The organism is Spirosoma fluviale, assembly GCF_900230225.1.
GTDB lineage: Bacteria > Bacteroidota > Bacteroidia > Cytophagales > Spirosomataceae > Spirosoma > Spirosoma fluviale.
This window is the reverse complement of the sequence record NZ_OCNH01000004.1, coordinates 139,500-153,405: the sequence shown is the minus strand read 5'-3', so window position 1 is coordinate 153,405 and position 13,906 is coordinate 139,500. Positions and strand designations below refer to the sequence as shown.

The 13,906-nt window shown below is 52.0% G+C and carries 9 protein-coding genes; 3 read left to right on the top strand and 6 right to left on the bottom strand.

Features of this window, described 5'->3' with window-relative positions:
• Positions 1–62 precede the first annotated feature (62 nt).
• Positions 63–1,742, top strand: a complete 1,680-nt coding sequence (locus CRO74_RS21925; RefSeq protein WP_097128964.1) for a complex I subunit 4 family protein — start codon at positions 63–65, stop codon at positions 1,740–1,742.
• Positions 1,743–1,752: 10 nt separating this feature from the next.
• Here the strand turns inward: CRO74_RS21925 and CRO74_RS21920 are convergent, their stop codons facing one another.
• The 5 genes from CRO74_RS21920 to CRO74_RS21905 all read right to left on the bottom strand — a co-directional run bounded on the left by CRO74_RS21920 (position 1,753) and on the right by CRO74_RS21905 (position 8,305).
• Positions 1,753–2,274, bottom strand: coding sequence for a DUF6169 family protein (locus CRO74_RS21920; protein ID WP_097128962.1), 522 nt, complete (start codon positions 2,272–2,274; stop codon positions 1,753–1,755).
• Positions 2,240–2,455, bottom strand: a complete 216-nt coding sequence (locus CRO74_RS31350; protein ID WP_144035962.1) for a hypothetical protein — start codon at positions 2,453–2,455, stop codon at positions 2,240–2,242. Before CRO74_RS31350 ends, CRO74_RS21920 begins: the two co-directional genes overlap by 35 nt.
• 69 nt (positions 2,456–2,524) lie before the next feature.
• Entirely contained in the window at positions 2,525–4,192 is a 1,668-nt protein-coding gene (gene gldG, locus CRO74_RS21915) for a gliding motility-associated ABC transporter substrate-binding protein GldG (protein ID WP_097128960.1), read from the bottom strand.
• Between the two features lie 70 nt (positions 4,193–4,262).
• Entirely contained in the window at positions 4,263–4,511 is a 249-nt protein-coding gene (locus tag CRO74_RS21910) for a hypothetical protein (protein WP_097128958.1), read from the bottom strand.
• Positions 4,512–4,669: 158 nt separating this feature from the next.
• Positions 4,670–8,305, bottom strand: a complete 3,636-nt coding sequence (locus CRO74_RS21905) for a putative LPS assembly protein LptD (RefSeq protein ID WP_097128957.1) — start codon at positions 8,303–8,305, stop codon at positions 4,670–4,672.
• A gap of 94 nt (positions 8,306–8,399) precedes the next feature.
• On the opposite strand from CRO74_RS21905, the gene CRO74_RS21900 reads away from it, so the two are divergent.
• The gene (locus tag CRO74_RS21900; RefSeq protein WP_097128954.1) at positions 8,400–9,242 is read left to right on the top strand and encodes an N-acetylmuramoyl-L-alanine amidase family protein; all 843 of its coding nucleotides are present in this window, start codon (positions 8,400–8,402) and stop codon (positions 9,240–9,242) included.
• A 144-nt stretch (positions 9,243–9,386) separates the two neighbouring features.
• On the top strand, positions 9,387–10,382 hold the full coding sequence (locus tag CRO74_RS21895; RefSeq protein WP_097128952.1) for an MlaD family protein: 996 nt from the start codon (positions 9,387–9,389) through the stop codon (positions 10,380–10,382).
• 220 nt (positions 10,383–10,602) lie between these two features.
• Here CRO74_RS21895 and CRO74_RS21890 read toward each other — a convergent pair whose 3' ends face one another.
• Positions 10,603–13,710 (bottom strand): VPS10 domain-containing protein, encoded by a 3,108-nt coding sequence (locus CRO74_RS21890; RefSeq protein WP_097128950.1) that lies wholly within the window; start codon positions 13,708–13,710, stop codon positions 10,603–10,605.
• Positions 13,711–13,906: the final 196 nt, after the last annotated feature.

The following is a 13,906-nucleotide window of genomic DNA, read 5'->3' as shown; positions in this document are numbered from 1 at the left end:
CCAGGCCATTGCCTGATCTCTGGTAAACACGGGCCAAACAGGAAGTTGGCCCAGCTAGCTATATGATTCTTTCGTTACTCATTTTTATTCCCTTAATCGGCTCGCTTGTGGTGGCGCTGCTGCCCGAACGTCAGACCGGTCTGTTTCGATGGATTGCACTGGCCGTAACGCTGGTCGAAGTAGTGCTGGCGGGCATGGCCTGGGCAGGGTTCGACAAAGCCGAAGCCGGGTATCAATTCCTCCAACAGGTCGATTGGATTACACTGCCGTTGGGGAATCTGGGCGTCGTGTCCATTGATTACCTGGTTGGGGTAGACGGGATCAGCCTGCCGCTGGTCGTCTTGTCGGCGGTGGTGATGCTCATCGGCGTAGTATCTTCCTGGCCCATGACGCACCGGCAGAAAGCGTATTATTCGCTTTATCTGCTACTCACGGGCACTATTATGGGCTGCTTCGTGGCGCTCGATTTCTTTCTGTTCTTCCTGTTTTTTGAGTTCATGCTTCTGCCAATGTACTTCCTGATCGGCTTGTGGGGCGGGCCACGGCGGGAGTACGCGTCCATCAAGTTCTTTCTTTATACGCTGCTAGGCTCGCTACTGATCTTGCTGGTCATGATTGCGCTGTATCTGTCCGTTATGGACCCGGTGAGCACAGCGGTCGTTGCCGGACTCGTTTCGGATTCATCGGCCGTAACGGATGACGTGATCCGCAGTATCCAGTCGTTTCTTCAGAACGGTCAGTTAAATACGTCGCAGGTGGTGCATACGTTCGATATGCGGTATCTGGCTGATGGTCGTAATTACCTGCCCAATACGTTCCTGAATCCCGCTACCGAGCCAATTGTTCTGGGCCTTCCGGCGCGAATGCTGGCCTTTTGGGCCATCTTTATTGGCTTTGCAATTAAATTACCCATCGTCCCGCTGCACACCTGGCTTCCCGATGCCCACGTAGAAGCGCCCACGCCCGTATCGGTCATTCTGGCCGGGGTACTTCTCAAAATCGGTGGTTACGGGTTTATCCGGATTGCCTGGGATTTCTTTCCCGATGGAGCCGCTCAGTACGCACAGGTACTGGCCGGGCTTGGAGTGTTGTCGATCGTGTACGGCGGCCTGAGCGCGCTGGCCCAGGCTGATCTCAAGAAGATGATCGCCTATTCATCGGTGTCGCACATGGGTTTTGTACTCTTAGGCGTGGCCTCGTTAACGGCCGAGGGTATCAACGGGGCAATTTATCAGATGGTAAGCCACGGCATTCTGTCGGCCATGCTCTTCCTGATTGTGGGCGTAGTATATGACCGTACCCATGACCGCCGGATCGAGTCGTACCGGGGCCTGCTGCAATTGATGCCGCAGTATGCTACCCTCACGGCAATCGCGTTCTTTGGTTCGCTGGGATTACCCGGTTTTTCGGGCTTTGTGGGCGAGTTGTTCACCCTGATGGGCAGCTTTCAGTCGGAGTGGCTGCCCGGCTGGTTCACGGCGGTGGCTACGCTGGGTATTCTGCTGGCTGCGGCTTACTTCCTCTGGACGTTTCAGCGAATGTTTTTTGGCGCACCCTGGCTTGGGCCTTTCGAAACGAAATCCGGTATCGAGCCTGTTATCGCCGATCTGACCCTTCGGGAAAAGTTAATGTTGATTCCGCTGGGAGCTATGGCGCTTGTATTGGGTCTATTTCCTAATCTGGTCTTCAACCTGACAAATGCTACCGTAACCCAGTGGCTGGTGAAGTTTGCCGTGGAGTAAAGTGGGTTGATTACTTACCTATTCTTAGGTCTGCCATGAGATCCAGGAACGCTAAACCGACTTCCCGTAGATAAGGATTATTATTTTTGGCGATCAGAGCCCAATGATAGAGTACTTCTTCCTTTTTATCCCGTAGGGAGTCATCAATGCGAATGTAATCGCTGGCTGCGAAATGCTCGTACCAACGATTGAATTTTCGCCAGCGGGCTTCATGCCGCCTGTCGGCTGTGTCACAGATGAAAATAGTAATCGTTAAACTACTCTTTTCGTAAAAGTCCTTAATGATGGCTGCTACCGTTGGGGCAATGAGCACATCGAGCGAGGGACGTCGGTCCGTTGGATTATCGGCTACTTTAATAACCAATTCGACAATTTCATCGGACAGCACAAAGCCCTCGCCGAATAGATAAGGCGTTGGCTTAAACAGAATTTCGTAAATGATTTGTTTCTGAGTAACGAAGAGGTAACTATTTTGGATGCCGCCAGCAAAATCGAAATTATAGCGGGACAACGGCGGTTCCTCTTCGCTCATTTTCTGCCTTGAGTTTAGCCACTGCTGCCTGAATCAGCGGGTCGGTGTGAAAATTATCAACGATGTCTTTTTCGGCTTGTCGCTTATCGTCGACTAAGCGCCTTATAATCCCCCAAGCGCGTTCGTGTCGGGCAAGTTCGGAAGGGGTCAGGACAGGCGCTGGTTGCTGGTTCGTTTCCATAGTAATAGCTTGACGTTCAGGCAAAGATAACGGTAATCATCGTAAAAACGATTAGACGTCCAGGCGGGTTCATTTTCCGTACTTCCGGTGTCGGACCGCCTGCCAGATGAACCCTACCAGCCCAACCAGTGCCAGCGGACCCAGCAGGTTGAGGAGTTGCCAGCCCGTTCGGTTGGCGTCGACTTTGATCTTGTCTAACGGACGAAGGGTAATTGTCCGGGCGCGGGCTGCAATCACTCCCGCCGGGTCGACCAGGTAGTCGATAGCGTTCAGCGCAAAGTCTTTGTTGCCAAATGTGTTGCGGGTGAAACGGTCGAAACCCAGCGGATAGGGCGCATTGCGTTTGTAATCCACATCGTTGACAATCAAATCGCCATCCGAGCAAATCAACACCCGCGACGCCACGCCCTCGGGCCGAAATCCATTGGCACGGGGATCGCCGGGTAAAATCCGGTTGGCGAACAGCGACTGAAAACGCCCTTCGAGCAGACAGCCGATGATTTTGGTTCCTTCGTTATACGTTTTGGGATCGGGCTGTTGCCGGGCTTCGTTGTACGAAATCAGGGCAGGGGCCTTGAGCACCTTTGTGTAGGGCGATGTTAGTAACAACGGTGTTTTCTGAATGCCGGGTGCCCGAACGGTATCGAGTGTACTGGTAAATCGGGCTAGTACGGCATCGAGGTTGCGTACAATGGGATTCCCGGAGGTGCCGAAGTTGTTGAGCAAGGGGTAAAACCGCCAGGGGAGGAGTTGAATGTTGGGTTTGTCGCCCAGGTTGCCCACGTTGAGCGGGATGGGCGCACAGTAGAAATCCTTCACCACATCCCGATTAAGCCGAACACCCCAGCGGAAAAATAAATCGTCGAGGTTCAGGCTGATGGGCTGAGCGTAGGTGCCTTCATTGCTGACGCTGTCGACGCGCTGCCCATCCACGAAAAACAAGGCTCGTCCGCCATTGACCACGTATTGATCAATCTTGAAAATCTCCTCTTCCGTAAAGGGTTTATCGGGCTTGGGCACCAGCATAACATCGAGCCCGGCAATGGGACCGGGTTTGCTCATATCAATGAAAAACAGGTCGTAGTTCTGCTGAACCGAGGCCAGTAAGTCGGCGAAGCGGGAGGGAGGTACCTGCGTATGGTCGTAAAGTAAACCAACACGACGGCGGTTTTCAGCCGTTTGAGTTAGCCTGCGTATAGTCGATGCCAGTTGAAATTCAACCCCTTCGTACGATTGATTAAGCTGTTCCTCCGGCGATGCGGTCTTGTTGCCTTTCAGAAAGAGAGCCGCCGTTTCCTGACCTTTGTAGGAGACGATAGCTCCCGGAAAGACTAGTTTTTCGGTTCGTTTGCCCGCTTCATTTGCAAATAGGTTGGTAGGCAGTAAACCCCGCTGTTGGAGTTTGTCAATGAGTTTATTCTTTTCCTCAGGATTAGTGATCTGATCCGGATCAATGAACCGGTAGGTAACTGTCTTCCCGGCACGGGCCTGAAACTCGTCCAGCGTTTCACGAACGGCATTTTCCAGCCGTTTGAATCCCGGCGGCAAATCGCCCGTCAGGTAAACGTCAACGTGAATGTCATCGGGTAAGTCGGTGAGGAGCATTTGCGTGGCGTCCGACAGGGTAAAGCGTTTTTCCTGCGTTAGATCGACTCGAAAAAACACGAATGCCGACAAAACATTGATGCCGATTAACGCGGCAATAAGCAGGAGTGTGCGCAACGAAGGGGATTTCATACGGGACTTTAACGAACAACGAAACTGAAATGGTCTTTCGGATAATGTAAGAAAGCCGGTTTCTCAGTTTTTAATTTAAGCGTTGCTCCGGAATAGCGGTCAGGTTAATTGTTTTCGCATCGTCCTGAGCTGTTTGCGGGGTATCCAGCTTGTCCGGTGCGATACCTAATTCTTTCATCAACCGGTACTGTTTCGCTTCCAGATAGGCAAGCCGGGACAGGATCTGGTTCATCCGGGCATCCTGTTCATCCTGCCGCTGAAGCAGGTAAGCCGTTTTTACTTCCAACTCATCAAGGCGTTGTTTATCGCGCTCAGTCATAATGGTTTCCGGTGAGAATTGACAGGCAAGATACGGATTTTAGTGAGTGAATAGTTAATGGTGATTAGTGATTAGGGTAATGGTTATTTAGTGAATAGCTGATGCCCGTTATATTCAATCAATTACTAATCACCAATAACCCAATCACCATTAATCAATTAAAAACCTCCCCGGTCGTAGAAGCTCCGGCGACGGCTGAGTTTAAGCTCTTGCAAAATGGACGACCGGGCGCGCAAATCGAACGAGTAGTTGCCCGACCGGAAGTTGTTGCCCGAATAAGGCGTCCAGTTAAACGCCATTTCCCAGCAGTGCAGATCCCGGTTGATACCGATTGTCGTCAGCGTCGGGCTTTTAAAGGCAAAATCATACCCCGTATTGACCGTTATTTTCCATTTGGGTGTCAGGCTCAAGTCGCCCGTTAAGGTCAGCGCCTGAATCACCTGCGACTGTTCCGGTGTCAACTTGGTCAGGCCGAAGGTGTAACTGACGTTCATGGACCAGGGGACGTTGAAGTCGACATACAGCTCCGGGTTGTTGTTGATCGCCTTGAGCGTCGCATCGGATGCATTCGGGCTGCTTTTCTTTTTGTCGGCCTGTTTTGGCGCAAATCGGGCACTAACGTAGGCCTGTAAATTCGTCATGCGCAGCAGGCCCTGCCCCGCCTGGAACGCATACAGACTAGGTACGCGAATATATTCCTGATTCGTGTAGTCCCGTATGGTCAGGATCGAAGGCGAATAGGAGAGCGGGGTTACGGTTGTTGTTGGGAAATAATACTGGGCAGTTCCACCATAAGCCCGGTACGCGTACGGATCGAAGGTAGACGAGAGATTGAAACTAATATTCTTGAAAACCTGCGTGTTGGCGCTCAGCGAGATCGGTGACAGTTTATAATCGGGGGCCAGCAGGTTATAACTGCCGTTTATGCTAAGGTTGTCGAAAATCGGTATCTTCTTGAACTCCTGCCCGGATGAATCGCTGCGGGTCCGTACTTTCATCTCCAGCTGGTTTACGATACCAAACGTGATGAACGCCGATTGTGTACTCGATGCGCTCCCGGCACTGCCGCCCAATCCCCGGAACACGGATAGCGTCCGGCGGTAGTCCGGCAAACCGGCCAGCGTACCCACGGCGGGTAGTACCTGAAACTGCCCAAAGGCCGGGTTCGTAAAATCAGGAACGTAACTGAACGATATAGACGGTGCCACCGTGTGCCGGATAGCCTCGATACGCTTGCTCCGGATGAAGAACGTGCCATAAAAGCGTGTGTTCATGCTGGCATTGACCGAGAAATTATAGGATGGGAAAAAGCCCTTCGTCGTATCGACCCGAACTGCATTCCGGTCGGCTACGTACTCATAACTAAGTTTTTTCGTGTAAATATCCCCCTGTATGGAAAAACCGGGCGTCAGGTTAATGTACCGCAGCAGCTTGACATTGGGCAGTGAAATAGGGATGCTGTACCGCGCCTGAACCACCCGGTTGTTCCAGATTCGGTTGGCGTTTTGCATACTAAACGCAATCAGGTTCGGGTCTGCTTCCACAATGCCGAATCGAATGTTGTTTGCCCGCCGGATACTATCTTCAATGCGCTGAAGGGTACTTACCGTGGCAATGTTGGATATAACCGCAAAGCCAAGCCCGGTGGTGTCAATCTGTCGGCGAATGGTGTTGCTCACCGTAATCGACCCGCTCACATCCAGGCCCACGCGGAAACTTTCGTACCAGCGCCCACTACCTCCCTTCAGGGCGAAGGGCGAAATCTGGTTGATGCCAAAGTTAAAATCCGAGGATACGTCGGTCTTGCCGTTTTCCCGAACCCCCGTTCGCTGGTTTACCTGACCAAACTGCTGGTTAACCCGGAAGTTAGCTCCCGCCCGTGCGTACTGCCCGAAACTGCGGCTGTACTGTACCGATGAACCCGCTACATTGGAAATATACTGGCTGGTATTATACGAATTGAACTGGTTGTAACTGTTGCTGCTCACATTCACATTGGCCGAGAAGCTGCCCCGACCGCGCGGAACTGGCGAGTGCGACCAGGTAAACGAAAAATCATTCCGGGGCGTCTGCGTCGTATCAACCCGGTCGCCGGAGCGGTTGCGGTTGAATTGCAGGTTCAGACTACCGCTGTAGCGATACCGTTTGCTGTAGGCCGACGAAAGGCCCAGCCCCCAGCTACCGCGCGAATAGATCTGACCTTTGAACTGCAACCCCAGGTTTTCGCTCACCGCCCAGTAATAGCCACCATCGCGCAGGTAAAAACCCCGCCCATTGGGTTCTTCGCCATACTGCGGCACAATAATACCCGACACCCCAATCTCTTTCCGTTTCGGAAAGGGGAAGAACCCAAACGGTAGCCCAATGGGTAGCGGAATCTGATTGATGACCAGATTGAACGGCCCGGCCACCACCTGCGTGTTGTGGATTACCTTTAGCTTGCTGGCGTTGATGTGGAAGTGCGGTGTGGCCAGATTACAGGTTGTGTAAATCGCTTTACCGATGTAGAGGTTGTCTTCATTGTCTTTCTTGACCGTCTGCCCCCGGATGTTGCCTTCACCCTGCTGGGTGATGACTCCCTGAATTCTTCCTTTTCGGGATTTGAAATTATAGCGAATCTCTTTGGCATCGTATTTCCCCTCGCCATCCTGGAAAATGGGGCGCCCAATCAGTTTCTTCGCCGTTGAATCATAACGGCCTATGGCATAGACCTCATTCGTTAGGTAATTCAGCCGGATATAGTCAGCTTTGAGCGAAATATCCCCGTAAACGACGCTGGCATCACCGAACAACTCGACCGTTCGACCATCTGCTGAATAGAACGTGGAGTCTTTTGACTGGTATTTAACCGTTGTCGCAAAGGAATCGGAGCTTTGCAGAGAATCTTTGGCAATCGAATCGCGCACGGCCATTTGCAGCGAATCGGCTTTAGCGGCTACTGCGCTTATAGCTGTTTGACTCTCCGGCCGAACAACGTTGGGCGATACCAGTCCGGGCTCAACAGATACCTGCTTTACGGACGCTTTCTGTTGGGCAAGGGCATCCTGTTGGCGTTGTTTAGCCGCACGGGCCCGCTTCCGGGCCGATAAACGAACAGGTGGCTGGGGAGTGTTTGCCTTAACGGCAACAATGCCTTTGCCGATCGCAATGCCGGTAACAGGCAGTAGGCCGGATCGGGTTTGCACCAGACGGATTGGTTTAGGCTGCAAAGACCGCAGGGAGTCGAGCCGAATCGGTGTAAGTTTTGCCGGGGCCGTTGTCGTAGCTACCCGTTTTGCCGGACGTAAACGAACTGTATCCCGGCTGGCAGGGCGAGCGATGGGCGATGGCAGTGGCTTACTTAGTCGCTTTGTATCGGTACCGAGCCGGTTGGGGGCTTGATAGGTATTATTGAGCTGGCGTTCCAGATCACTTTCCTGACCGGTTGCTGCCGGGCTTGGTTGTATAGTGGCGGTACCGGATGAAGGGCCAACGATAACCCGACCAGCGGGTTTCTTCTGGCCGGAGGCCGGGGCGGGCGTGCTATCGGTGACCGTCTCGAAGGTAGCATCAGGTACCCGCTGCGCTGGTGTTCCAGCGGGTGGTAAGCCGCCTTTAGATGGCTGCCGGGGCGTTTCTTTGCTCTGTCCCAACGCGGTCAACGTCCAGAGTAGACAGATAAGAAAGCACGATGCTTTTATCCATGTTGGTCGTATCAGCGAGGGCCGCAAAATAAAGTATGCTTTTTTCAGGATTATTAAAAAAATTATATTTGCCAAAAGGCCGTTAAGTCTATGGCTTACAAAGGTATTCACGAACAGTTATTCCGCTACCGCATTGAAACGTTTTTGGTCGTTAAAAATTATTAAATCAACCGGTATCCCTATTTCGGCAACATCTCCCGGAATAATGACAACAGCGGTCTTATTGATCCTGCCCTTGCTGGCCCTCACTACACCGGGAGGATTATTGCCTGGTGTAACGCAGGACACCATCCGTCGTGCCGGATCACAGGAGCTGGAAACGGCCCCCAACGACGGCCCAAACCAGGTACGAACGGTTGTGCTCGATGCTGGCCACGGCGGGAAAGACCCCGGTACACATGGTCGTTATGTAAAGGAAAAAACCGTTAATCTGGCGCTGATTCTTCAACTAGGACGGAAAATTAAGAATAAGCATCCAAATGTTCGGGTTATTTATACCCGGTCGTCCGATCACTTCGTCGATTTGATCGAGCGAGGGGCCATCGCCAATCGCAATCGGGCCGACTTATTCATTTCTATTCACTGCAATGCCAGTCCCTCCAGCAACCAGGTGTACGGGACAGAAACCTATACCCTGGGGTTGCACAGAACCCAGCGTAATCTGGATGTGGCTCGTCGGGAGAACGCGGTTATTTTACAGGAAAAAAATTATCAGCAAACCTATAAAGGCTTCGATCCCAACTCACCGCTGGCTACCATCATGCTGGCTAACTACCAGCATGCCTTTATGGGAAGTAGTATCAATTTTGCCGAAAAAATTGAACGGAGCTTTCGACACAATGCCGATCGGAAAAGCAACGGGGTTAAACAGGCTGGTTTTATCGTTCTCTGGAAAGCGACAATGCCCAGTGTTCTGATTGAATCAGGCTATTTAACGAACCCGGCCGAAGAAGATTACCTTCGGTCGGATGAGGGGCAGGACGAAATATCGACTGCTATTTATAAGGCTTTCCTGCAATATAAACAGGAAATAGAAGCCGGAGAGTAAACAAACGACCAGCTATCACACTACTCTTGCCTTTACCTTTGGCGCTTTTTCCAGTTTTTACGGGACAAACACAGACCAAAGTTGGTTATAGGATCAATCAACCGGATAGGTCCGTGAGCACAGACCGTCCCCCTTTATACACACATGAAAGTTTCCAAGGAAGTAAGAGTAGGGTTGTTGGCTGTCATCTCGCTGATGATGCTCTACTTTGGATTTAGGTTTTTGAAAGGCTCCGATTTCTTTTCCTCAACGCATAAATACCAGGTTATTTACAGTAATATTGATGGGCTGGTTGCTTCTAATCCAGTTAGCATCAATGGTTTAACGGTAGGTCAGGTCAAAAATATCGAGATTCTGCAAGACCAGAAAAACAAGCTGTTAGTGACGCTTGAAATTAAAAAAGGCATTGTTGTTACGCAGGGAACACGGGCTGTACTGGCCGACGACGGTCTGCTGGGTGGCAAACTGATCCGGCTGGGCATCAACTACGGTAAGCCGGAGCTTGCGGACGGTGGGATGCTGGTGGCGGCTAATGAGTCGGGCCTGTCGGCGCTGATTCGCGAAAAAACCCTGCCTGTTCTGAATAACGTTGATTCGCTGACCTACCAGCTCAACCGCGTCGTGTCGCAGTTCGACCAAACGGGCATTGTGCTCAATCAGACGCTCCGTAGCGCTAATGCAGCTGTGGGTACGCTTGATTTGACAATTGCCGAAAATCGGGCGGGACTTAAGGCAACGCTGGCCAATGTGAATAAACTGTCATCGTCATTGATCGAAACAGAAAAGCAACTCAAGCCCATTCTGGCTAAAGCGGATACTTTCGCTGACTCGCTCCAGGGACTTCAATTGAAACAGACTTTGGGGAGCGTCAACAAAACGGTCGACAACCTTCAAAAGATTCTGGGGGCGATCAACAAAGGCGAGGGGTCGCTGGGCAAACTAGCGTCGGACGAAGCCCTGTACCGCAACGTAAACGCCACGACGGCCAGTCTCGAAAAACTCCTGACCGATCTTCGGGAGAACCCAAAACGTTACGTGCATTTCTCAATTTTCGGTAAGAAAGATAAGCCTGCTCCTGCCACCGAAACGGCACCCATCAGTACAACCGGTATGACCAGCCGGGTGGATTCGACAAAATAGGAACGGGAAGAAAATTAGAAGGCGTGATTTTGTCAGAATGACAAAATCACGCCTTCTTTATGCGCTTACTTCCACTAATTAACGTGAATAATGGCCGCGTAGCGGCTTAATGTTTGTAGCAAAAGTAGCCCGTTGATTCAACGGGCTACTTTTGCTACAAACATATCGTGCCTACGGCACTTAAAGTCTTGGATTTCAATTGCTAGAGCCCTCATTTAAACTAGTTTACCAGCACAACCCCTTTCTCTTTCGCCATCTGGTTGATGCGCATGAGGTTGGTTTCGATCGTCATTTTCAGCTTTCCTAACTGAGCGTCCACTTCCTGCGTTAGTTTCCCCCGCACTTCTTCGCCCTGTTTCGTTGGGCGGAAGTCGCCCTGGGCCTGCTCGCTCATAAGGTGGGCCAGCCGGTTATTGAGCTTGATGCCGTAGTTGAGCGGGTCCTGAACGCTCATATTTTTGGTCTGGTGAATGTCGTTTTCGATGGTTTTAAGCTCATCTTCAAACTTTTTGATCACGTCGTTAATGTCCTTGTTCTTCTCGTCAGACCCCATCTTGTTTTTCAGGTACGTCAGGTCTTCCTTTATCTTGCGGAGACCAATAATCCCCTCATTTGCCTCCGTTACCTTGTTGCGGACCTTCATCAGGAAATCGAACTGAGCCTGGTAGTCTTCCGGCGTGGTTTTCAGGCGCGGGTCTTTGATGATCTCGAACGGTTGGGTCTGGGATTGGCCGTTTATCGTTAGTCTGACCTGGTATTTGCCCGGTACGGCTTTGGGGCCGAGGTTGGGCGAGCCATAGAACACCATGCCGGGAAAGGTCTTGTAGCCGGGATAGCGCATATCCCACACGAAGCGGTCGCCCCCGGATTTCACTTTCAATAAGTCTGCTTTTTCTTTGGCTTTGCTGCTGAACGAGCGAATTAGTGTCCCGTTGCTTTCCAGGATTTCCAGTTTGACCTCCGTGGCCGGGTCGGCTTTTTTGATAAAGTAATGAATCATCACGCCATTGGGGTGATTTTCGCCTTCCAGAGCCGCTTCCCGTTTGTCAGAACCAGCCATGCGGTAGGTGGCCATTGGCTGGTACAGAATAACATCTTTCGAAGCGACCTCGCTTTTGAGCTGGTGAAGTGGTGTCAGGTCGTCGATCAGCCAGAAACTACGGCCGTGCGTAGCGGCAATGAGGTTATCATTTTTAATGGCTAAATCATGAATAGGTACCGGCGGCAGATTGAGCTGGAGCTTAGACCAGCTTTCGGCATCGTCGAACGATACCCACACCCCCCGTTCGGTACCGGCATAAAGTAGCCCCTTGCGCTTGGGATCGGCCCGAACGACCCGCACAAACTCATCTTTCGGGATGCCTTTGGTCATTACCGTCCAGGTTTTGCCGTAATCCAGCGTTTTGTAAATGTAGGGCGTGTAATCGCCGAACTTGTATGACGTGGCCGCCACGTAAGCGCCCCCTTTCACGAAGGGATTGACCTCCACCGAGTTCATCATATTGTACTTTGGCGACGTGGGCGGGGTAACGTTTTTCCAGTTCTTGCCGCCATCCGTGGTCACATGTACCAGCCCGTCATCGGAACCCGTCCAGATTTCGCCTTCGGTGTAGGGCGACTCGGCAGCGGCAAACACGTTGGCGTAGTATTCGGCCCCGGTGTTGTCCTGCGTGATCGGCCCACCCGACGATTTGATGGTTTCGGGCTCTCCTCTCGATAAGTCGGGGCTGATCACTTCCCAGCTTTCGCCACCCGTGTAACTCACATGCAGGTGGTTCGAGCCAGCGTAGATTTTCTTCGGGTTGTGGGGGCTGAAAAAGACCGGGTAATTCCAGTTGAAACGGTATTTCATCGCGTCGGCACCGGAACCGGCGGGCAGGTCGGGGTAAATGTTCGTAGAGCGTTCCTGCCCGGTGGCAATGTCCTGCATGGTCATATACCCTTTGTAATCGCCACCGAAGACGACCTCACTGTTCAGCGGGTCGGGAGCCAGGTGGGCACTTTCGCCAATGGCCAGGGCTACCCAATCTTTTTCGGTAACGGATGTGCTGCCCGTCCGGTGGGAGATTCGAACGCTGGTGTTGTCCTGTTGGGCTCCGTAAATACGGTACGGAAAATGGTTATCGGTCGAAACGCGGTAGAACTGGGCGGTTGGCTGGTTGTGGTAGGTAGTCCAGTTGTTGCCGCCATCGGTCGAAATCTGAGCGCCCCCGTCATCGGCAATGGCCATGCGTTTGTTGTTGTTGGGGTCGATCCAGAGGTCGTGGTGGTCGCCGTGGGGCGCATTCTTCAGCTCGAAGGTTTTGCCGCCATCTTTCGACACGCCGTAACTGACGTTCATGACATACACAATATCTTCGTTTTGCGAGTCGGCGTAAATGCGGCAGTAGTACCAGGCCCGTTGCAGCAAGGCACGGTCCTGATTGATTTTGGTCCAGCTTTTCCCGGCATCGTCGGAGCGGTAAACACCACCGGCGTCCTTGTTCTCGATAATGGCCCAAACCCGGTTGGAGTTCTTCGGCGAAACAGTCACGCCAATAATGCCGTTGGTACCCGACGGCATGCCCGACTTATCCGACAGGTTTTCCCAGGTGTCGCCCCCGTCGGTGCTTTTCCACAGCTTGGAGTCGGGACCACCGCTATCCATTCGGTAACCGTTGCGCTTCATGTTCCAGGTGCTGGCATACATGATGCGTGGGTTGTTGGGGTCGAGGACCAGATCGGCGGCACCTGCCTGATCGTTGATATAAAGCACCTTTTTCCAGGTTTGACCGCCATCGGTGCTGCGGAAGATACCCCGCATTTCGTTGGGTTTCCACAGATTACCCATAGCCGCTACATAAACTACATCGGGATTTTTGGGATGGATACGAATACGGGCAATGTGTTTCGAGTCGGTCAGGCCAATGCGTTTCCAGCTTGTACCCGCATCCGTCGAGCGCCACATACCCGTGCCCGAAGCCACGTTATTGCGTAAGGTCTGCTCGCCTTCGCCCACATAAATGACATTGGGGTCACTTTCGGCAACGGCAACGGCGCCAATCGTTCCGCCAAAGTAATTATCGGTGATGCTTCCCCAGGTCTGTCCGCCATCGGTCGTGCGCCAGACGCCCCCGCCCACGGTGCCCATGTAATACAAGTTGGGGTTGTCTTTTACGCCCGTAACGGTGCAGGAGCGCCCGCCCCGAAACGGCCCCAGTTCGCGCCAGCGTAAGCCTTCATAGGTCGCTGGTTCAACGGCTGTCGTTGCCGGGGCTTTCGGCGATTGCCCTACGACGATCTGGCTAACGAGCAGCGTAAGAAAAAAGTAAAGGAAAGACTTCTGCATAGGAGAATAGAATTTTTAGCTTATCAACTGGCTGCAACTCGGCAAACGACTGATCTCTGTAATTTTATCAAACTTAATGAATGCTTGTAATTTTGTTTCAGTTTTGGTTTTTATTTCGCTATAAAATTTTGAAAAATCTTGGAATATCCAAATATGATTGTTTCGGTATAGCTATAAATAGCTAAGCTTGTTCTAA